The organism is Streptomyces sp. NPDC088923 (genome assembly GCF_044749745.1).
In the GTDB taxonomy this organism is placed as follows: Bacteria; Actinomycetota; Actinomycetes; order Streptomycetales; family Streptomycetaceae; genus Streptomyces.
The window spans coordinates 104,263-124,119 of the sequence record NZ_JBIVIO010000004.1 but is presented as its reverse complement, the minus strand read 5'-3'; the positions used below and the strand labels follow the sequence as shown (position 1 = coordinate 124,119).

The 19,857-nt window shown below is 73.7% G+C and carries 16 protein-coding genes and 1 pseudogene; 7 read left to right on the top strand and 10 right to left on the bottom strand.

Going from position 1 to position 19,857, the window contains the following annotated elements; translation table 11 throughout:
• Nucleotides 1-94 precede the first annotated feature (94 nt).
• The 3 genes and pseudogenes from ACIP4O_RS18655 to ACIP4O_RS18645 all read left to right on the top strand — a co-directional run bounded on the left by ACIP4O_RS18655 (nt 95) and on the right by ACIP4O_RS18645 (nt 5,617).
• Nucleotides 95-1,117: a LacI family DNA-binding transcriptional regulator gene (locus ACIP4O_RS18655; RefSeq protein ID WP_401575668.1), complete on the top strand. Its 1,023-nt coding sequence runs from the start codon at nt 95-97 to the stop codon at nt 1,115-1,117.
• A 294-nt stretch (nt 1,118-1,411) separates the two neighbouring features.
• Nucleotides 1,412-3,589, top strand: a pseudogene (locus tag ACIP4O_RS18650) (ricin-type beta-trefoil lectin domain protein).
• A 108-nt stretch (nt 3,590-3,697) separates the two neighbouring features.
• Nucleotides 3,698-5,617, top strand: coding sequence for a ricin-type beta-trefoil lectin domain protein (locus ACIP4O_RS18645; RefSeq protein ID WP_401575666.1), 1,920 nt, complete (start codon nt 3,698-3,700; stop codon nt 5,615-5,617).
• On the opposite strand, the gene ACIP4O_RS18640 is transcribed toward ACIP4O_RS18645, so the two are convergent.
• On the bottom strand, nt 5,614-6,543 hold the full coding sequence (locus tag ACIP4O_RS18640) for a LysR substrate-binding domain-containing protein (RefSeq protein ID WP_401575664.1): 930 nt from the start codon (nt 6,541-6,543) through the stop codon (nt 5,614-5,616). The genes ACIP4O_RS18645 and ACIP4O_RS18640 overlap by 4 nt on opposite strands.
• Nucleotides 6,544-6,644: 101 nt before the next feature.
• On the opposite strand from ACIP4O_RS18640, the gene ACIP4O_RS18635 reads away from it, so the two are divergent.
• The 3 genes from ACIP4O_RS18635 (at nt 6,645) to ACIP4O_RS18625 (ending at nt 9,156) form a co-directional block, all read left to right on the top strand.
• On the top strand, nt 6,645-7,010 hold the full coding sequence (locus tag ACIP4O_RS18635) for a YybH family protein (protein WP_401575662.1): 366 nt from the start codon (nt 6,645-6,647) through the stop codon (nt 7,008-7,010).
• A gap of 62 nt (nt 7,011-7,072) precedes the next feature.
• Complete coding sequence (locus tag ACIP4O_RS18630) at nt 7,073-7,780, top strand: response regulator transcription factor (RefSeq protein ID WP_401575660.1); 708 nt, start codon at nt 7,073-7,075, stop codon at nt 7,778-7,780.
• Nucleotides 7,777-9,156 carry a sensor histidine kinase gene (locus tag ACIP4O_RS18625; RefSeq protein ID WP_401575659.1) on the top strand — a complete coding sequence of 460 codons (1,380 nt, stop codon included), beginning with the start codon at nt 7,777-7,779 and terminating at the stop codon, nt 9,154-9,156. Before ACIP4O_RS18630 ends, ACIP4O_RS18625 begins: the two co-directional genes overlap by 4 nt.
• Nucleotides 9,157-9,177: 21 nt before the next feature.
• Here the strand turns inward: ACIP4O_RS18625 and ACIP4O_RS18620 are convergent, their stop codons facing one another.
• Nucleotides 9,178-10,446 carry a DUF1501 domain-containing protein gene (locus ACIP4O_RS18620; protein WP_401575657.1) on the bottom strand — a complete coding sequence of 423 codons (1,269 nt, stop codon included), beginning with the start codon at nt 10,444-10,446 and terminating at the stop codon, nt 9,178-9,180.
• Nucleotides 10,447-10,540: 94 nt separating this feature from the next.
• Nucleotides 10,541-12,028 (bottom strand): DUF1800 family protein, encoded by a 1,488-nt coding sequence (locus tag ACIP4O_RS18615; RefSeq protein WP_401575656.1) that lies wholly within the window; start codon nt 12,026-12,028, stop codon nt 10,541-10,543.
• A gap of 182 nt (nt 12,029-12,210) precedes the next feature.
• Between ACIP4O_RS18615 and ACIP4O_RS18610 the strand changes: the two genes are divergently transcribed.
• Nucleotides 12,211-13,290, top strand: coding sequence for a winged helix DNA-binding domain-containing protein (locus ACIP4O_RS18610; protein ID WP_401575654.1), 1,080 nt, complete (start codon nt 12,211-12,213; stop codon nt 13,288-13,290).
• Nucleotides 13,291-13,303: 13 nt separating this feature from the next.
• On the opposite strand, the gene ACIP4O_RS18605 is transcribed toward ACIP4O_RS18610, so the two are convergent.
• The 7 genes from ACIP4O_RS18605 to ACIP4O_RS18575 form a co-directional block, all read right to left on the bottom strand.
• Complete coding sequence (locus tag ACIP4O_RS18605) at nt 13,304-14,503, bottom strand: acyl-CoA dehydrogenase family protein (protein ID WP_401575652.1); 1,200 nt, start codon at nt 14,501-14,503, stop codon at nt 13,304-13,306.
• Nucleotides 14,504-14,630: 127 nt separating this feature from the next.
• A complete protein-coding gene (locus tag ACIP4O_RS18600; protein ID WP_401575650.1) occupies nt 14,631-15,188 on the bottom strand; it encodes a hypothetical protein in 558 nt (185 codons plus the stop codon).
• Between the two features lie 157 nt (nt 15,189-15,345).
• On the bottom strand, nt 15,346-15,600 hold the full coding sequence (locus ACIP4O_RS18595; protein ID WP_401575649.1) for a hypothetical protein: 255 nt from the start codon (nt 15,598-15,600) through the stop codon (nt 15,346-15,348).
• A gap of 117 nt (nt 15,601-15,717) precedes the next feature.
• Nucleotides 15,718-16,476, bottom strand: a complete 759-nt coding sequence (locus tag ACIP4O_RS18590) for a hypothetical protein (RefSeq protein WP_361332307.1) — start codon at nt 16,474-16,476, stop codon at nt 15,718-15,720.
• A 108-nt stretch (nt 16,477-16,584) separates the two neighbouring features.
• Nucleotides 16,585-17,196 (bottom strand): hypothetical protein, encoded by a 612-nt coding sequence (locus tag ACIP4O_RS18585; protein WP_401575647.1) that lies wholly within the window; start codon nt 17,194-17,196, stop codon nt 16,585-16,587.
• A gap of 305 nt (nt 17,197-17,501) precedes the next feature.
• Nucleotides 17,502-18,245 carry a hypothetical protein gene (locus ACIP4O_RS18580; protein WP_401575645.1) on the bottom strand — a complete coding sequence of 248 codons (744 nt, stop codon included), beginning with the start codon at nt 18,243-18,245 and terminating at the stop codon, nt 17,502-17,504.
• Between the two features lie 152 nt (nt 18,246-18,397).
• Nucleotides 18,398-19,708, bottom strand: a complete 1,311-nt coding sequence (locus ACIP4O_RS18575; RefSeq protein WP_401575643.1) for an MFS transporter — start codon at nt 19,706-19,708, stop codon at nt 18,398-18,400.
• Nucleotides 19,709-19,857: the final 149 nt, after the last annotated feature.

Sequence of the window (19,857 nt, the reverse complement as noted above, 5' to 3'; positions counted from 1 at the left end):
GGTTCCGCGCGGCCCGACGAGGTTCCGCGCGGCCCCGCCTTGCCCCCTCCCCCGCCCCTGACGGAGGGTGGGCCTCGACGAACGGGGGAGGCGTATGGGCAGGCGGCCGGGTGGGCGGGTGACGTTCCGGGCCATCGCGGACGAGGCGGGCGTGTCGATCGCGACGGTGTCGCGGGTGGTCAACGGGAGCACGCGGGTCTCGGAGGGGACGCAGCGGGCGGTGCGCGAGGCGGCGCAGCGGCTGGGGAGCGGCTTCGCGCGAACGCGGGGCGGCGCGCCGCCCGTACTCGTGTACTGCCCGTACGCGCTGACCGACTACTTCGGCACGATCGTCACGTCCGTCGTGGAGACCCTGGCGCTGCACGGCCGCCGTGCGCTCGTGCTCGCGGGCGAGAGCGCGCAGGACGACACCTCGGCGCTGCTCGCGCTGCCCGAGCAGCAGGGGATCGCGGGTGCCGTGCTCGTCCTGCCGCCGGGTTCGACCCGCGACCTGGAGGCGCTGCACGCGCGCCGCTACCCGCTCGTCGTGGTGGACCCGCGAGCCGAACTGCCCGAGACCGTCGCCTCCGTCTCGGCCGCGCACGCGGCCGGGGCGCGGCGCGTGACGCGGCACCTGCTGGGCCTCGGCCACCGCAGGATCGGCTTCATCGGCGGCCCCGCCGACTGGCTCGCGAGCCGCAACCGCCTCGTGGGCCACACCGCGGCGCTCGGCGAGACCGGGCTGCTGCCCGATCCGGCGCTCCTGGCCGCGATCGCCGAGCCCACGACCCACGAGGGCCACACGGCGGCCCGGCTGCTGCTGTCCCGTACCCCCCGCCCGACGGCTCTCGTCGCCTTCAACGACAAGACGGCCGCGGGGGCGATCCGCGCGGCGCGCGAGGCGGGGCTCACGGTCCCCGGGGACCTCTCGGTCACGGGCTTCGACGACAGCGAGCTGGGCCAGAGCATCACGCCCGCGCTCACCACGGTCCGCCAGCCGCTGGAGGAGATGGGCCGCATGGCGGTCTCGCTCCTCGTCCGCCTCGTCGCGGGCCACGCCGTCGACACGCTGCACGTCGAACTCGCGACGCCTCTGGTCGTACGGGACTCGACGGCGCCGCCGGCATGTCGCGTTTGAAACAAGAAACGGCGGCGGGCGGGCCGCCACCGCTCCGTCCGGCTCCATCCCTTGCACGCGTGAACAGGCCGGACGCGCGCCGGACGGCCCGCCCCGGCGACCTACCACCACGACTGACCTGCGCTGTCGTCAATTCCCTTGCGCGTACACGTCATTACTCTTGACGCTCCCCCGGCGTCCCTCTAACTTCACCGGTTGTACGCAGCGGTTCGCACCACTCATGTAAATGTTTCACGGCCGACGCTCCGGCCGGTCCTCCTTCCCCACCCCCACCGCCCCAGGAAGGACACCCGCATGCCTCCAGCCCGTACCCGCCCCCGTACCCGCCCGAGACGGCGCCCCAGGACGCTCGCGACGGCCGCGGCCGTCGTGCTGCTCGGGGCCGGGACCCTCGTCGCCGTGGACGGCACCGCCGCGAGCGCGGCGACGCCGGGGCCGATCGTCAGCCAGGGCAACGGCAAGTGCCTCGACGTGAAGGACGGTTCGACCGCCGACGGCACTCCGGCCCAGATGTGGACGTGTTCCCCGGGCCCCAACCAGACGTGGACGCTCAGCGCCAACGGTTCGCTCACCGCCAAGGGCAAGTGCCTGGATCTCGTGAACGGCGGCACCGCCGACGGCACCGCCACCCACCTGTGGACCTGCTACGACTCCCTCGCCTCGCAGAAGTGGCAGTACACCGGCGGGCAGTTCGTGAACCAGGCCGCCGGGAAGTGCCTCGACATCAAGGACAACAACAACGCGAACGGCGCCGCGCTCCAGGTCTGGGACTGCGCCGGGACACCGAACCAGAAGTGGGACTACGCGGGCGGCACGACGACGCCGCCGAACGGCAAGGACCCCGATCTCGGCCCGAACGTGGTCGTCTTCGACCCGTCGATGTCCGCCGCGACGATCCAGTCCCGCCTCAACTCGATCTTCGACCAGCAGCAGAGCAACCAGTTCGGCTCCTAGCGCTACGCGGTCCTCTTCAAGCCCGGCACGTACAGCGCGGACGTCAACGTCGGCTTCTACACGCAGGCCGCCGGGCTCGGCATGAGCCCCGACGACGTGACGATCAACGGGGCCGTGCACGCCGAGGCCGACTGGTTCCAGGGCAACGCGACGCAGAACTTCTGGCGCGAGGCCGACAACATGTCGGTCAATCCCACGGGCGGCTCGGACCGTTGGGCGGTCTCGCAGGCCGCCCCGTACCGCCGGATGCACGTGCGCGGGAACCTCAAGCTGGACGACGGCGGCTGGTCGAGCGGCGGGTTCATCTCGGACAGCAAGATCGACGGGCAGATCCAGTCCGGCTCGCAGCAGCAGTTCCTCACCAAGAACAGCTCGATGGGCTCGTGGTCCGGGTCGAACTGGAACATGGTCTTCGTCGGCGACCAGGGCGCGCCCGCGCAGAACTTCCCCACGTACACGACGGTCGGCGCGGCCCCGGTCAACGCAGAGAAGCCCTTCCCGCACGTCGACGGCGCGGGCGCCTGGAAGGTCTACGTGCCGGGCCTCCAGACGAACGCGGCGGCGACCACCTGGAGCGGCAAGAAGCAGACCGGCAGGGACCTGTCCCTCGACGAGTTCTACGTGGCGAAGCCCGGTGCCTCCGCCGCCGACATGAACGCGGCGCTCGCCTCCGGCAAGAACCTGCTCGTCACGCCGGGCGTCTACCACCTCGACCAGACGCTGAAGGTGACCAAGCCCGATCAGGTCGTCCTCGGCTTGGGCCTCGCGACGCTCGTCCCCGACAACGGGATCACCGCGCTCACCACGGCCGACGTGGACGGCATCCGCGTCGCCGGGCTCCTCATCGACGCGGGCACCACCACCTCGCGGACGCTCATGGAGGTCGGCCCGAGCGGCGCCTCGGCGAGCCACGCCGCGAACCCGACGGTCCTCAACGACGTGTTCCTGCGGATCGGCGGCGCGACGCTCGGCAAGGCGACGACCTCCCTCGTGGTCAACAGCGACCACACGGTCATCGACCACACGTGGGCCTGGCGCGCCGACCACGGCAACGGCGGCACGGTCGGCTGGAACACCAACACCGCCGACACGGGACTCGTCGTCAACGGGCAGAACGTCACCGCGTACGGCCTGTTCGTCGAGCACTACAAGAAGACGCAGGTCATCTGGAACGGCAACGGCGGACGCACGTACTTCTTCCAGAACGAGCTGCCCTACGACCCGCCGGACCAGGGTTCCTGGACGAACGGCTCGACGCAGGGCTACCCCGCCTACAAGGTCGCGAACAACGTGACGAGTCACGAGGCGTGGGGCCTGGGCAGCTACGCCTTCGCCCAGGTGAACCCGTCCGTCGTGGAGGACCACTCCTTCGAGGTCCCGCAGACGAGCGGGGTCCGCTTCCACGACATGGTGACCACCGTCCTCGGCGGCAAGGGAACCATCAACCACATCATCAACAACACGGGTGCCAAGGTGACGCCGAGCAGCAACGTCGCCTACCTGACCAACTACCCGTAGAAAACGGTCGGTTCGCACGCGAGCGGGGCAGCCTCCTCGCGCGGCCGAGGCCGCCCCACCGCCCCACCGCTCCACCCCCACCCCACCCCCACCACGGAGGGCACCCGCATGTCTCCCAGACCCCGGCTCCGGTCCGCTCCCGGCACTCCGGCCACTCCCCCGCGCCGCCTCGTCCGCCTCCTGCTCACCGGCGCGCTCGCCGCCGCCGGGCTCGGCGCGGCGGGGACCGCTCCCGTGCACGCGGCGGGCGAGCAGGTCACCGCGTACCTCACGACGACCGACGACTCAGGGGGCCGGCACGTCACGCGCGGACTCCAGCAACAGGCCCCGTTCGCCTTCCAGTCCGGTACGGCGAACAGCGGCACGACCGTCTCCGTGGACGAGAACACGCGCTACCAGACCTTCACGGGCGGCGGCGCCTCCTTCACCGACACCGCCGCGTACCTCATGAAGGAGAGCGGCGCGCTCTCGCAGTCCACACTCGACCAGACGATGACGAAGCTCTTCTCACCGACGGACGGCATCGGGCTCTCGTTCCTGCGCAACCCGATGGGCGGCTCCGACCTCGCGCGCTTCGGCTACACGTACGACGACGTGCCCGCCGGGCAGAGCGATCCCTCGCTCGCGAAGTTCTCCATCGCCCACGACCAGGCGGGCGTCCTGCCGCTCACACAGCAGGCCAAGCGCCTCAACCCGCAGCTCACCACGGTCGCTTCGCCGTGGACCGCGCCCGCCTGGATGAAGGACAACGGACAGCTCAACGGCGGCTGGCTCAAGGCCGAGAACTATGGCACGTACGCGAACTACTTCGTGAAGTACATCCAGGCGTACCAGGCCGCCGGGGTGCCCATCGACTACGTGACCGCGCAGAACGAGCCGACGTGCTGCGACAGTTACCCCTCGATGAGCTGGAACGGTTCCGGACTCGCGTACTTCACGAAGAGCGAGCTGCTGCCCAAGCTGGCCTCTGCAGGGCTGAAGACGAAGGTGCTCGCGCACGACTGGAACTGGGACACGTACGACGCCTACGCGGCGCCCACCGTGGACGACGCGGCCGTGCGCAGCCACCCGAACTTCGGCGGCATCGCGTGGCACGGCTACGGCGGCGACGTGACCAAGCAGTCGCAGGTCCACGACAAGTACCCGCAACTGGACGCCTTCCAGACCGAGCACTCCGGCGGCACCTGGATCGCCAACCAGCAGACCGAGGACATGCGCAACATCATCGACTACACCCGCAACTGGGCGAAGTCGGTGACGAAGTGGTCCCTCGCCGTCGACCAGAACAGGGGCCCGCACAACGGGGGTTGCGGCACCTGCGACGGGCTGATCACGGTCCACGACGGGGACGGCCGCAGCGGGCAGGTCGACTACACCATCGAGTACTACACGATGGGGCACCTCACGAAGTTCGTGCACCCGGGCGCGAGCCGCATCGCCTCCACGGCGAGCGGCGACGTGCCGAACGTGGCATGGCGCAACACGGACGGTTCGAAGGCGCTCCTCGCCTACAACGAGTCCTCGTCGGCGCGTACCTTCACCGTCAACTGGGGCGGCCAGCACTTCACTTACCAGCTCCCCGGCAAGACGTCCGCGACCTTCACGTGGGACGGGACGCAGAGCGGCAACCCGGGCGGCGGCACCGAACGCGCGGGGACGCTCACCGGGCTCGGCGGCAAGTGCCTGGACGCCTCCGGAACGGCGAACGGCTCAGCCGTGCAGACCTGGTCGTGCACGGGGGCCGCCAACCAGCGCTGGACGATCGGGACGGACGGCACAGTCCGCACCAACGGCAAGTGCCTCGATGTGACCGGGGGTTCCACGACGGACGGCGCGAAGGTGCAGCTCTACGACTGCAACGGCACCGGCGCCCAGCGGTGGACGTACGACGCGGCGAGCCACGACGTGGTGAACACGGCGGCCAACAAGTGCCTTGACGTGACCGACCGTTCGACCGCGAACGGCGCGAGGGCGCAGATCTGGACGTGCACCGGAGGGACCAACCAGAAGTGGACGCTGAACGGTTAGGCGGACACGCGCGCACCGGGGGCCCGTCGCTGTCGCGGCGGGCCCCCCGCCGTGCCGAAGGCCTCCTCGCAGCGCGCGAGGAGCGCGGCGAGAGCCGGTGAGGGCGCCGCCCGCCGCGTGACGAGTGCCAACACGCCGCGTACCGCCGTACCTTCGAGCCGCAGCGCGCGCAGCCCCGGCACGTCCTCCACCATCGAGGCGGAGAGCACGGCCGCTCCGAGTCCGCGCGCGGCGAGGTGCAGGACCGCCCCCGGCGCGTTCGCCTCCATCGCGACGGCCGGGGCGAGACCGCGTTCCGCGCACGCCGCCTCCAGGCTCGCGCGGATGCCCGTACCGTGCGGCAGGCACAGCAACGGGTGTGCGAGGAGCGCGTCCAGGGTCACGGCATCGCGCGCTGCCAGGGGGTGATCGGGCGGGACGGCGACGGCGAGCGGTTCGTTCACGACCTCGCGCGCCGCGAGGTCCGCGGGCGCGCGGTGCGCGGCGCCGATCAGCGCGAGGTCGATCGAGCCCTCGCGCACGCGCGCGGCGAGGCGGTCCGAGTCGTCCTCGACGAGCCGCAGCGCGACCCCGGGGTGCGCGCGGTGGAAGGCGGCGAGCGCGGTGAAGAACGGCTCGACGGTGCAGGCCATGATCATGCCGACGACGAGGCTGCCCCTCACGAGCGCGTTGAGTTCGTCGACGGCCTCGCGCAGCCCGCGCTCCGCCGCGAGCACCTGCCGCGCGTGCCGCAGCACCACCTCGCCCGCCTCCGTGAGCCGCACCGCGCGAGCCGAGCGGTCGAAGAGCACGGCGCCCAACTCCCGTTCCAGTTGCGCTATCTGCGCACTGATCCCGGGCTGGCTGACGTGCAGGCGCGCGGCGGCGCGCGTGAATCCGCCCTCGTCGGCGACGGCGAGGAAGTACCGCAGGTGACGCAGCTCCATAAGTGTGGATGATAGGCCGGATCGAAAACATTGCTTGGACTTCTGAGCGGGCGGCGCCCGAGACTCGTGGTGCGGACGATCCCGATCTGGAGGCACCGAGCATGACGGAGTACGAGAAGGCCCTGCGGCCGGAGGATCTGACCCGGCTCTTCGTGGAACGCGCGAACGCGGGCGACGCGGACGGGGTCGCGGCGCTGTACGCGGAGGACGCCGTGATGGCATACCCGCCGGGGAACGTCACCGTGGGGCGCGCGGCGATCCGCGAGCTGATCGGCAAGATGCTCGCCGCCGCGCCGCGTTTCACGCCCGAGGAGCCGCTGCCGACGCTCGTCCACGGCGACCTCGCCCTCACCTCGACGCCGCCGAAGGACGGCGCGGGCGCGCGGGCCCAGGTCGTGCGGCGGCAGCCGGACGGGAGCTGGCTGCGGGTCATCGACCAGCCGGAGTTCCAGCGGCCGACGGGCTGAGCGCGCCGGGGGGGCAGGCCCGCCCGGCCCGCACCGCGCCGGGCGGTGCCAGGATGGCCGTCATGACTGTGCGGGACGACATGGCCGCGGGGACCCGGCTCCTCGTGGTGGACGACGAACCGGCCATCCTCGACGTGCTGGCCACCTCGCTGCGCTTTCTGGGCTACGAGGTGGCCGAGGCGACGACCGGGCGGGCCGCCCTCACGGCCGCGCGCGAGGGCGGCTTCCACCTCGTCCTGCTCGACGTCGTGCTTCCGGACCTCGACGGCTTCGCCGTGGTGCGCCGGCTGCGTGAGGGCGGGGGGCGGGTCCCGGTGGTCTTCCTGACCGCCCGGGAGAGCCCCGAGGACATCGTCGCCGGGCTCGACCTCGGCGCCGACGACTACATCACCAAGCCGTTCCGGCTCGCCGAGGTCGCCGCCCGCGTGCGGGCCGTGCTGCGCCGCCGCGAGGCTCCCGCCGCGGCGCGGGTGCTGAGCTGCGCGGACCTGGAGCTCGACACCGCCACGTACGAGGTGCGCCGGGGCGGACGGCTCGTGGACCTCTCCCCCACCGAGTACCGGCTGCTGCGCCACCTCCTGGCCCACCAGGGCCGGGTGCTGACGCACGGGCAACTGCTGGAGCACGTGTGGGGGCAGGAGGGCGGCGACCCGGGGGGGGTGAAGACGTACATCTCCTACCTGCGGCACAAGCTCGACGGCCCGGGCCCCTCGCTCATCGAGACGCGGCGCGGCATCGGCTACACCCTGCGCGCGCCGGAGGCGCCGTGAGAGCGCGCCTGCCGCGGCCCCGCTCGCTGCGCGGACGGCTGCTCCTCGCCCTGCTCGCCTCGACCGCGCTCGCGCTGCTCGTCCTGGACGCGGTCGTCTACGGCGCACTGCGGGGCTACCTCACGGACCGTACGGACACCACGCTGCGGGCCGTGCGGCAGCGGGTGTCCCAGCAGCTCACCGAGGCGCCCCCGGGGCAGGCGCTCGGCAACGACGTACGGCTCCTGGGAGCCTCCGAGTTCTTCCTGCGCCTGCGCAGGCCCGACGGCTCGGTGCGCGAGCTGGCGCCGGGACTGCGCACGGCCGGTGACGCGCCGCGGCTGCCCGATCCGCTGCCCCGCCCGGGGACGCGGGACCCGGTCACCGTGCCGGCGGAGCGGGACGGCGGGCCGGAGTTCCGGGTGCTGACGCAGCGGGTCGCCGGGCGCGGCGTGCTCGTCGCCGCCGTGCCGCTCGCGGACGTGCGGGAGACCCTGCGCCGGCTCCTCGTGGTGGAGGCGGTGGCCACGGGCGGGGTGCTGGTCCTGCTCGGCGGGGCCGGGCTCGGGGTGCTGCGGCGCGGGCTGCGGCCGCTGGAGGTCATGGCCGAGGACGCCGACGCCATCACCGCCGGGCGGGCGGGCGGCGACGTCGCACCGGCGGACGAGGACACCGAGGTGGGCCGGCTCGGTGCGGCGCTGAACGCGATGCTCGCCGGTCAGCGGGCCACGCAGGAGCGGCTGCGCCGGTTCGTCGCGGACGCCTCGCACGAGCTGCGGACCCCGGTGACCGCCGTGCTCGGGTACGCGGACCTGCACCACCAGGGCGTGCTGGAGGAGCCCGCGCACCGCGAGCGCGCGATGCGGGGCATCACGGCGGAGGCGCTGCGGATGCAGCGCCTCGTGGACGACCTGCTGCTGCTCGCCCGGCTCGACGCCGTGCCCGCCCGGGCGCACACGCGGCTGGACCTGGCCGCCACGGTGCGCGAAGCCGTTGCCGCGGGCCGCGTCGTCGCCCCCGGGCGCCCGCTCACCGTGGACGCCGAGGACGGCGCCCTCGTGGACGGGGACGCCGAGCAGTTGCGCCGGGTCGTGGACAACCTGCTCGCCAACGTCCGCCGGCACACCCCGAAGGGGACGGCCGCGCACGTCACCGTGCGGCGGGAGGGCGGGAGTGTCGTGCTCGCCGTCGGCGACGAGGGCCCCGGTGTACCGCCCGACGCCGCGCGCCGGGTGTTCGAGCGCTTCTACCGCGCCGGTACGGGGCGCGGCGAGGGGACGGGGCTCGGTCTCGCCATCGTGGCCGCCGTCGCCGAGGCGCACGAAGGGACCGCCGCGTGCGCGGCGGCCCCCGGTGGCGGCACCCTGGTCACCGTGACGCTGCCCGCGGCGCGGTGAGCGGGGCCGGGCGCCGGGTGCTCACAGGAAGGCGAGCGTCTTGTCGTAGCCGTCGAGCACCGCGCCCGGGTCGGTGCCGAGCACCTCGCGCAGCAGCGTCGCGTAGACGGTGCGGAAGTCCGTCGTCGTCCGCAGGTCGTCGTCCGTGAGGTCGTCGAGCGCGGGCTGTTCGCCGTGGAAGCCGCCCCGGACGGGTTCGCCGAGGACGAAGAGCGGTCCGGCCGTGCCGTGGTCGGTGCCCTGGTTGGCATTGGCCTTCGGGCGGCGGCCGAACTCGGAGTAGACGGCGACGACGACCTTGCGGCCCGCCGCGGTGCGACGCACGCGGCTCAGGAAGCCGCCGAGGTCACGGTCGAGTCCCGCGAGGAGCCGGGACTGCGTGGCCTTCTCGTTGGCGTGCGTGTCGAAGCCGCCGAGGCTCACGCTGTAGGCGCGCGTGGAGACACCGGCCTCGATCGCACGGGCGACGACGTCGAGTTGCGCTCCGAGCGCGCTCTCGGCCCCGGCCGAGCCGCCCTCGTTTCCCTCGGTGGCGCCGTCCTGGTCGTCCTCGCCCTTCTCGTCCCTCTCGTCCTTCTCGCCCGAGGTGCTGTCGCTCTTCGCGTCGAAGGAACGCGACACCTGGCGAAGATCGCCGAGCGAGGTGGCGGCCCTGCGCAGGAGGGGGTGCGCGTCCTCGTCCGGGTGGGAGAGTTCCGCGCAGGCACGCTGCCACGCGTCGGGCAGCGGTTTGCCGCCGAGGCGCACCGCGGCGCCCGCCGTCTTCGTGCCCGCCATGAGCGGCGGGAGCGTCGCGCCGACGGAGACGCCCTTGAGCGGATCGCCGTCCCCCGCTCGGTCCAGCCACCGGCCGAGCCAGCCGGAGGGGACCGGGCCGGCCGGTGAGGCGGTCTGCCAGATGGCCATCGAACGGAAGTGGCTGTGATCGGGCTTGGGATAGGAGACGCCGCGCACGACGGCGAGGTGCTTGTCGTCCCAGAGCTTCTTGAGGTTCTTCAGGCCCGGGTTGAGGCCGAGGCCCTCGCCGAGCGGCAGCACCTCGTCCTCCTCGTAGGCGAGGTCGCCACGCAGGTCCTGGTAGTGCGGATCGGCGGCGGGGACGAGGGTGTTGAGGCCGTCGTTGCCTCCGTAGAGCGTGACGAGCACGAGGGTCGACGCCTCGCCGTCCGGGGTGCCGGAGCCGGTGGCGAGGAGTTCGTCCACCCCCCAGGCGCCCGCCCCGGCGGCGAGCGCCGCGCCGGCCGTCACGCCGCTCGTGACGAGGAACTTGCGTCGGGTCCAGGTGTCCACGGGAGATGCCTTTCGGTGCGGTGACGGCGGCGGTGGTCCTCGGGGTGCGCGCGGTGGTCGCCACGGTGCGGGCGGCGGTCCTCGCGCGGTTCGCTCAGCGCAGGACGAGGTGTTCGGGGGCGGTCAGGGCGAGGGCGGTGACCCGCATCGGGTCGCGGGCCGCCGCGGTGAGCACGCCGCGCGTCGCGGCACCCCACTCCCCCACGCCGAGGGTGCGCGCGAGCAGTTCGGCGCGGTCCTTCGCGGCCGTCTTCTCGATCTCGCCCAGGTCGGCGTGGCGGACGAGCGTCTGCGCGAAGCCGATCCTGGCCTGTGCGGCGGAGGTCGTCAGCCAGGCGGCCCCCGCGGGCCAGCCGCCGACGCTGTCCGGGGCGAAGGGCACCTGGCCGAGCCCGGTGAGGGTGTGGAGCAGCAGCGCGGTGCGCTGTTTCTCCGGCAGGTCCCGGGGCCGGAACCCCAGCGCCCGCAGGCTGCCCACCACGTACTCCACGGGCTGCTTCACGAGGACGTTGGCGGGATCGGCGAACGCCGCGTCGGTGAAGAGCGCGCGGAAGAGGGCGGTGGTGTCGCGCGCGGAGCCGTACGCCTTGACCAGCCGGGCGAGCGCGCTCGCGGAGGGCTTGTTCTCGTTGCTGACAAGCACTCCCCACATGCGCCCGGCGACGTGGGCGTGCGAGGCGGGCAGCGCGACAAGGTGATCGACGAGGGAGCGCGCGGTGAAGTCCGCCGTCCGCCCGACGACCGTCTCGGGCCCCTTCGCGTGCCGTGCGGCGCGGAACACCGGTTTCCACGGGTTCGCGTGGCGGTCCAGCGTCCAGCCGGTGAGCGCCGCGGCGGCCTGCCGGACATCCGTCTCGCTGTAGTTGCCGACGCCGAGCACGAAGAGCTCCATGAACTCGCGGCCCAGGTTCTCGTTGGGCGCCTTCGCGGTGCTGCCGTCCGCGTCGAGCCACACCATGAGGGCGGGGTCCACGACCATGGCGCGGGCGAGCGTGCGGAAGTCGCCGCCGCCGAGCCGGCGCAGGGTCTCGTTCTGCTGGAGCATCGCCGCGCCGGACTTGACCTTCTTGATCGAGGTCGCCCAGTGGTTGTGCCACAGGAGGGTGCGCTTCTCGGTCCACGGCCGTTCGGTGGCGACCATCCGCTCCAGCCACCACAGCGTCAGTTCCTCGCGCTGCTCGCGCAGTACCTCGCGGTAGTGCTCGCGCACGGGGTCCTTGTGCGGGTCGGTGCCTTCCGTCTCCCGGGGGGAGGGCGAAGCGCCGGAGGGCACCGTGTCGTGGGAGGAGGAGGGATCACCAGGGGACGCGGGCGGGGACTTCTTCTCCTTCTCGCGCTTCTTCGCGCCCGCGCCCTCCTTCTTCCGCCGCGCCGCCTCGCTGTTGCGCGGGGGCAGCGGCGCGAAGTCCGGGGCGGGTACGGCCCCGGGGTCGTCGCCGGAATCCCGGTCGCCGAGCAGGCGATCGAGCGTCGCGTCGAAGCCCGCCTTCTCGGCGGCGTCCACCGCGTCACCGCCCGCGTCGAAGCCCGCGCGTTGCAGCAGCCGCGTCAGGTGCGCCCTGGAGTCGAGTGTCGGTGCCATGGGGACGAGAGTGCCCCGGCCACGTTCCGGACGGGTCGGCGGACGGTGGGAAAACGGTGGGAATCCGGGCGCGGGGCGCGCGGGGACCCGAGGCGGACCGCTTCCGTCCGCCATCCCGCGTACGGTGCACTGGCCTCGCCCACCCGCGTCGGCTCCGCCCCGCCCGCACCGAGGAGCGTTTTGTGACCGCCGTACTCACCCGCCGCGCCCTCAACCGCGCCACGCTCGCCCGCCAGCACCTCGACGCGCGGGTGCGGACGCCCGCTGTCGCGATGGTCGAGCACCTCGTCGGGATGCAGGCGCAGGCGCCGTGGCCGCCGTACACCGGGCTGTGGACGCGGATCGAGGGCTTCCGGCACGAGGAACTGGCCGAAGCGCTCAGCTCGCGGCGGCTCGTACGGGTGCTGCTGCACCGGGGCACCGTGCACCTCGTGAGCGCGGCGGACTGCCTCGCGCTGCGACCGCTCGTGCGGCCTGTGCTCGTGCGCGGGCACCGGGCAAAGGTGCGCGCGGCCTTCGCCGACGCGGAGCGGATCGCGCGGCTCACGCGCGAAGTGCTCGACGCGCGGGGCCCCTTGACGCCGACCGAGCTGGGCGCCGCGCTCGCCGAGCTGTTGCCGGGGACACCCGCGAAGGTGCTCGCGGACGTGGCGCGGACGACGGTGGCGCTCGTCCAGGTGCCGCCGCGCGCCGTGTGGGGCGCGGGCGGCGCGACCCGGTACGCGACGGCGGAGGCGTGGCTCGGCGCGGAGCAACGTGCGTCGGGGTTGCCGGAGTTGGTGCGGCGCTACCTCGCGGCCTTCGGTCCCGCGACGGTCGCGGACGTCCAGGCGTGGTGCGGGCTCACGCGCCTGCGCGAGGTGACCGACGCGATGCCGGACCTGCTGCGGGTACGGGACGAGGACGGCGCGGCGCTCCTCGACCTGCCGGAGGCGCCGCGCCCGGGACCCGAGGCGCCCGCGCCCGTCCGGTTCCTCGCCGAGTTCGACAACGTCCTGCTCTCGTACGCCGACCGCGGCCGCATCGTGCCGGAGGCCGCGCGCCCGTACCTCTTCTCGAAGAACGGCCTCGTCCCCGGCACCGTGCTCGTCGACGGGGTCGTGCGGGCGGTGTGGCGGGCCGAGAAGGGGGTCGTGACGGTGACGCCGCTGCGGAAGCTGACGGGCGCCGAGCTGGCCGGGGTCGAGGCGGAGGGCGCGGGACTCGCCGCGTTCCTGGCGGGGGCACGGGGCGAGGTGCGGGTGGGGCCGGTGGCCGCGTAGGCCCCCGCGCCCCTCACACGAAGGCGCTCAGCCCCGTCGCCGCGCGGCCCACGATGAGCGAGTTCATCTCCCGCGTGCCCTCGTACGAGTACAGCGCCTCCGCGTCGGCGAAGAAGCGGGCCGCGCCGTGGTCGAGGAGGATGCCGTTGCCGCCGAGGACCTCGCGGGCGCGGGCGACGGTCTCGCGCATCCGGGTCGTGCAGAACATCTTGGCCAACGCGGCCTGAGCGTCGCTCAGTTCGTCCTTCTCCTCCAGCGCGGCGAGGCGCACGGCGAGGGTCTGGCAGGCGGTGATGTCGGCGAGCATCCGGGCGAGGAGGTCCTGCACGAGCTGGAAGGAGCCGATGGGGCGGCCGAACTGCTCGCGCTCCACGGCGTACGCCCGCGCCGCCTCGTACGCGCCGAGCGCGCAGCCCGTCGCGGTCCAGGCCACGGCCGCGCGCGTCACGCGCAGGACCCGGTTCGTGTCGGCGAAGGACTCCGCGCGCTGGAGCCGGTCGGCCTCGGGGACGCGGACCCCGTCGAGCACGAGGTGGGCGTTCTGCACGCCGCGCAGCGCGATCTTGTGGGGGATGACCTCGGCGCTCAGCCCCTCGGCGCCGTGCTCCACGACGAAGCCCTTGACCTGGTCGTCGGCCACGTCCCTCGCCCACACGACGAGGAGATCGGCGAAGGAGCCGTTGCCGATCCACTTCTTCTCGCCGTCGAGCACCCACGTGTCGCCCTCGCGGCGCGCGGTCGTGGTGAGCCCGGCGGCGGTGCCGGAGCCGACGAGGGGTTCGGTGAGGGCGAAGGCGCCGAGCTTCTCCCAGCGGGTCATCGCGGGCAGCCAGCGGGCCTTCTGCTCCTTTGAGCCGCAGGCCCGTACCGAGCCCATCGCCAGCTCGGCGTGCACCCCGAAGAAGGTGGCGAACGACGGGTCGACGCGCGCCATCTCCATGCCGAGCACCCCCCGGAAGAGACTGCTGCGAGCCGGTACGCCCTCCTCGTCGCCCTCCTCGCCGGTGATCCCCAGCTCGGCGATGCGCCCGCGCAGGCTGACCGGGCTGCGCCCCGCCTCCCACAGCTCGTTGGCGTGCGGCGCGACCTCGGCCCGCAGGAACTCCCGTACGCGCTCCAGGAGTTTGCGCTCCTCGCCGTCCAGCAGGTCCACGATCTTGAAGAAATCGCCCTCGACCGCGCCCGCTTCGCTCCCGTGCCGCCGCTCCGCCATGCTCCGCACCGCCTTCGTCCCGCCGCGCCGCCGTACGGCACGGACTTGATCGTTACTGGCGGGTACCCCGTGGAGGGCGGGACCAGTCGTGACTCCCCGCCCCGCCACCTGAATGCCCGGGCGGCTCTCAGTGCCCCGCGAGCACCTTCACCCCCGCCACGAAGACCCCGATCACCGCGTTGAGCACGGCCGAGAGCACGGCCCGGGGCACTCCTCGGCCCGAGCGCCGTCCGCCCGCGTACCCCCACAGCGCGAGCGCCGCGACCTCGCTGCCGACCGAGATCCACAGCGCGGTGTCCAGTTCCATGGCGCCGAGCGCCGAGAGCGCGGTCAGGAGGAGGGGTCCTGCGGCGGAGGTGAGCAGGGGGCTACTCGTGTAGAGCGCGTGGCGCACGGCGTGCGAACCGGCCCGGCGGGCGTGCGCGACGGGGTGGGCCTGGAGGTCGGCGACGAGGGTCGCGAGCCACAGCCCGAGCGCGGTCGCGGCGACGGCCACGGCGACCCCCTCGTGGCTGGCGTGTTCGCTCTGCCCGTACCCGACGAGGACGGCGAGCAGCGTGAGCGAGGCGTAGATGCGCTCCTTGAGGCGCTCGCCGAGGACCTGGGGACTGGAGAGCGGGTCCGGGGCGCCGGTGCTGCCGAGGGGCGCGCGGGGGCCGTCGGCGGGGGTGGACTCGGGCGGCATGGGGGAACTTTAGGCGCGATACGGGGAGAAAACGGCCCACCCGTTTCGGTGCGCCTGAGCGGCACGTGCCCGGCTCCCGGATGCGCTGTCCCCTGCCCGCCCGACGGTATGCCCTGCGATGTGCCCCGGTCCGCCCGGCGCTGTGCCCGCTTCCGGCTCAGGCGGCGCGGCGCTTGTCCGCGCTCTCGCGCGGCGCGGCGGCCGTCCGCTCGGCGGCCGTCGTGGCCACGTCCGTATCGCGCACGAGCCGGAGGTGACGCGTACGGTGTCCGGTGTCCGGCACGCTTCGCTCCCGGCGCGCTCGCCGGATCGGCGACGACCCGGCGGAGGACCCCATCCAGTCCTCCACCCGGTCCATCGCGAAGAGCAGGACGGCGGCGAGCGGCAGCAGCAGGCACGCGACGAACAACACGGTGGAGCTCCCTCGAAGACGACTCCGTCCGAGTGCCCCCGCACGCGCGGACTACCGGGCGATCAGGTCAAGGTCCGATAACAGCGTGCGCCGCGCCGCCGGTTTCCGCCCTGCCGCTCAGCCGCCCGTCGCGTACAACTCCAGCAGTGGTTGCGCCGAGTCGAGCCCGTCGCGCCCGAACGGCGCGTCGAAGCTCCACACGAGGAAGAGCAGGAAGACGACGAGCGCGCTGAACGTCGTGGCGAGCACGACCTCGCGGGTGGTGCGGCGGATCTGGAGGGTGTAGAGCAGGCCGAGCGTCACCGCGCCGCCCGCGATGAGACCGAACCAGACGCTGCCCGGGAGCGTGGACCCGGCGGAGTCGATGCGCTGGTGGCGCGCGTCGTCGGCGGCGGCGACCTGGTCGAGGAGCGGCTGGTACGCCTGCGCCTGGAGTTCGTCGGCGGGCTCGCGGTGGGCGAGGTCGGAGCGGATCTTCGCGAGCAGCGCCGCGCCCTTCGCGTCCGGTTCGCGCCCTGCCTCCATCTCCGGCCACTCCGCGGTGACGGTGTGCCGCGCGTAGGCGTCGATGTGGGTGCGCACCTGCTCGCGGAAGGCCGCGGGGTAGACGTCGAGCCGCTGGTCGATCTCGTAGAGCGACTGCGCCTCGCGCTGCACGGTGTCGTCGGCGGCCTGGCGGGCCTCCCAGACACCGGCGATGGCGAGGCCGAGGACGATGGCGTACACGACGCCCACCATCATCACCATGTACTCCAGGACGTCGGGCGTCTCGGAGGTGTCCTCGTCGGTGACGCGGCGCTGTCTGAGCGCGGCGGCGCCGACGACGAGCGCGCAGACGAGCACGGAGGCGAGGGTGTAGATCAGCCATTGGGGCACAGCGAGCCTCCTGGGGGCAGGCCGGAGGGAACAGGGGTACGGGTACGGGGCCGCGCGGCGCGCCCGCGAAGGGGCGGCGCGCGGCCGGGACGGAGGGTGAGGCGGGGTTCAGCGCCTGCGACGGCCGCCCGGCCGGAGGGCCACGGCGGTGAGCACGGCGGGGAGCATCACGACGAGGGTCGTGGTGGTGACCGGCATCCCCGCGGGCTCCGGGCGCTGGGCGACCGGGCGGTGCTCGCGGGGCTCCCAGCGGAAGGCGGCGGGCGCGGGCCGCGGGGCGGGGACCGCCTCGGGTGGGGGCGGTTTCGGCGGCGCGGGGCGCGGACGCGGGCTCGGCGGCGGGGCCGGACGCGCGGCGGGCGGCGGCGCGACCACGGCGGGGCGGGGCCTCGGGGGTGGCGGCGGCGCGGGGCGCGGGGCGGGCGGCGGGGCGGGCGCCGGGGGTTTGGGCGCGGGCTTCGGCGGCGTGGGCGGCTTCGGCGCGGGGGGTGCCGGGGGCGGCGGGGGCGGGGTGGGAGTCGGGGTGGGCTCCGGGGGCGGTGGCGGGGTGGGCCGGGGCGGGTGGTGACCGTTGATCTCGACCCACGCGTGGTCGGTGCAGACGACGAGGTGTCCCCCGATCGGCCCGCCCTCGATGAGCACCGAGGTCCCGCCCGTGTGGCCCGGCAACGGGCAGAACGCCGTGGCCGCCATGATCCCGGCCGTGATCCAGCCTGCCATTCGCCCCCTCCTCCTCCGGCGCTCCCCGCGCCGGACCGCGAACCGCACCGGCCCCGGGACCCCGCGCGGGGCGGGAGCGGTTCCGGCGTACGGAGCAACGAGCGGACCGGGGAAGGGACACGCGACACGAAGGAGCGCGGGAGCGGTGGGGGGGCGCGGGGGGCGAGCACACGCGCCGGGCCGGGGGCGCTCCGCCCCCGGCCCGTACCGGCTCCCGGTCGCCGGGCCTCGTACCGGCCCCCGCCTCAGAGCACGCGGCTCATGCCCCGCGACACCTCACCCCCGCACCTCACGCCTCCCGCACCTCACGCCTTCAGGTTCGCGGGGTCGACGATCTCGTCGTCGGCGGGCTTCTGCACCTCGACCTTCTTGCCGTACTCGGAGAAGGTCATGTCGTTGGGCTCGGAGCCCTTCGTCTCGGTGCGCAGGATGTAGGGGTCGCCCTCGGTCGCGACGTGCATCGTGAGGCGCTTGCCGCCCTTCTCCTTCTTGAGCGCGAGCGCGTCCTTGCCGTCGACCTCGTTCGTGTCGCCGCGCTTGAGGCCCTGGCGCTCGGACTTGTCCTGGTCCATGGAGGCGAGGAACGCCTTCTTGTCGCAGAGCGAGGCGTCGGCGCTGTCCGCGGGTGCCTTGACCCACTTGCCCGCGAGCTTGTCGGCGAGCTGGGCGCCCTGGCCGCCGGAGCCGCCGCTCGCCTTCGCGGAGTTGGTCCAGAACTTCTTGTCACCCTTGATGAGGATGTCGCCGCCGTCGCGCAGCAGTTCCGCCGTGGCCCCGTCGCCGCTCATCGTGCCGGTGCAGTGGCCCTTGTCGTCGACGCGTATGTCGATCTTGACGACGTTGCCGCCCTTGACGTGCGAGGTGCCCTTGAGGTGGACGGAGGGGGCCTTGTCGGTGGCGGCGACGGCCTTCGCCGCGATGTCGTCGGGCTTCTGGCCCTTGAACGCCTCGTCGGCGTCGTCCGAGTCGCCGCACGCCGAGAGCGCGAGTGCCCCCGCGCACAGCATCCCGAGCGCCGCCGCCGTGGTCCGCGTCCGCCTCGTCGTCATGGTCCCGCCCTTCCGCCGGTCCCCGACCGGCCGTCCGATGACGTCCCGTCAGGGTGACGGGACTCGGCACGAGTACCCGCGAAAACGCTTCCTTCACAGAAACGGCACAGAAGAGTCGGCGCGGGGACGGGCGGGCGCCCCGGGCCGCGGGCTCACTCGCGGATGGTCGCGGCCGGTACGTACCGCCAGAACGCGGGCACGACGAGGGCGAGGAGGACGACGGCGACGACGACGAGGAGCCCGCCGCCCGCCGTCGCGCCGCGCGCGCCGACCGCCTCGCCCACGGTGCCGTGGAGCAGGTCGGCGAGGCGCGGACCGCCGGCGACGACGACGGTGAAGACGCCCTGCATCCGGCCGCGCATCTCGTCCGTGGCCTCTGACTGGAGGATGACGCCGCGGAAGACCATCGAGATCATGTCGGCCGCTCCGGCGAGCGCCAGCATGAGCGCGGCGAGCCACAGGGAGTGCGCGAGCCCGAGTCCCACGACGGCGAGTCCCCACGCGGCGACCGAGAGGACGACCATCACGCCGTGGCGGCGGATGTGCGAGTAGAGCCCGGAGAAGACCCCGCACAGCAGGGCGCCGACGGGGAGCGCCGCGTAGAGCACGCCGAGCGCGGCGTCGCCGCCGAAGTACGTGTCGGCCATCTCGGGGAAGAGGGCGCGGGGCATACCGAGGACCATCGCCGCGATGTCGGCGACGAAGGAGACGAGGAGGAGCTTGCGCGGCCACAGGTAGCGGAAGCCGTCGAAGATGTCCTTGAGACCGGCACGGCGCGCGGCGGTCTTGAGCGGGGGCAGCGGCGGGAGCTTCCACACGGCCCACAGGGTGATGACGAGGGCGAGCGTGTCGACGAGGTAGAGCGTCGAGATACCGAGGACGGGGGCGAGCGCCCCGGCGAGCAGCGGGCCGAGGATCTGGCCGAACTGGGCGACGGTGGAGGTGAGCGCGGTCGCGGCCGGGAGCTGGGCCTCGGGGACGAGGCGGGCGACGGAGGCGGTGCGGGTGGGGGCGTTGATGCCGAAGAGCGCCTGCTGGAAGGCGAGCAGGACGAACAGGACCGCCACCGAGTGCATCCCGAGCGCCGCCTGTGCCCAGAAGAGGAGCGAGGTGAGGGCGATGCCGGCGTTGCTGAGGAGGAGGAGCGTGCGGCGGTCGCGCAGGTCGGCGATGGCGCCGCCCCACAGCGCGAAGACGACGAGCGGGACGAGCGCGACGGCGCCCGCGACGCCGACGAGGGCGGAGGAGCCGGTGTCGTCGTAGATCTGGAGGGGGACGGCGACGGCCGTGAGCTGGCTGCCGATCGCGGTGACGACCGTGGACGACCACAGGCGGCGGAAGGGCTTGATGCGGAGCGGGGTCGTGTCGACGGTGAAGCGTCGGCGGCGCTGCGCGGGGACGAGGGCGGGAGCTGGCGGCGTGTCCTCGGGGCTCTCGGTGGGCTGGTGAGCGCTGTCGGCCACCGGAAGGACTCCGTTTCCCGGCGGGGCAACGGTCCGCGGTACGCCGACGCGCCGCCCCTGCCGTGTCGTGCTGGGCAGGAAGCTGGAAGCGCGTTGACTGACGTTAACGCCTACGGTCGCGGGCCCGGGCGCGGGGGCGCGGGCGCCGT

What these genes read in the sequence shown, in the direction of transcription:
- ACIP4O_RS18655 (WP_401575668.1), top strand. Translation starts at nt 95, where the DNA reads ATGGGCAGGCGGCCGGGTGGGCGGGTGACGTTCCGGGCCATCGCGGAC.
- ACIP4O_RS18645 (WP_401575666.1), top strand. Translation starts at nt 3,698, where the DNA reads ATGTCTCCCAGACCCCGGCTCCGGTCCGCTCCCGGCACTCCGGCCACT.
- ACIP4O_RS18640 (WP_401575664.1), bottom strand. Translation starts at nt 6,543, where the DNA reads ATGGAGCTGCGTCACCTGCGGTACTTCCTCGCCGTCGCCGACGAGGGC.
- ACIP4O_RS18635 (WP_401575662.1), top strand. Translation starts at nt 6,645, where the DNA reads ATGACGGAGTACGAGAAGGCCCTGCGGCCGGAGGATCTGACCCGGCTC.
- ACIP4O_RS18630 (WP_401575660.1), top strand. Translation starts at nt 7,073, where the DNA reads ATGACTGTGCGGGACGACATGGCCGCGGGGACCCGGCTCCTCGTGGTG.
- ACIP4O_RS18615 (WP_401575656.1), bottom strand. Translation starts at nt 12,028, where the DNA reads ATGGCACCGACACTCGACTCCAGGGCGCACCTGACGCGGCTGCTGCAA.
- ACIP4O_RS18605 (WP_401575652.1), bottom strand. Translation starts at nt 14,503, where the DNA reads ATGGCGGAGCGGCGGCACGGGAGCGAAGCGGGCGCGGTCGAGGGCGAT.
- ACIP4O_RS18600 (WP_401575650.1), bottom strand. Translation starts at nt 15,188, where the DNA reads ATGCCGCCCGAGTCCACCCCCGCCGACGGCCCCCGCGCGCCCCTCGGC.
- ACIP4O_RS18585 (WP_401575647.1), bottom strand. Translation starts at nt 17,196, where the DNA reads ATGGCAGGCTGGATCACGGCCGGGATCATGGCGGCCACGGCGTTCTGC.
- ACIP4O_RS18580 (WP_401575645.1), bottom strand. Translation starts at nt 18,245, where the DNA reads ATGACGACGAGGCGGACGCGGACCACGGCGGCGGCGCTCGGGATGCTG.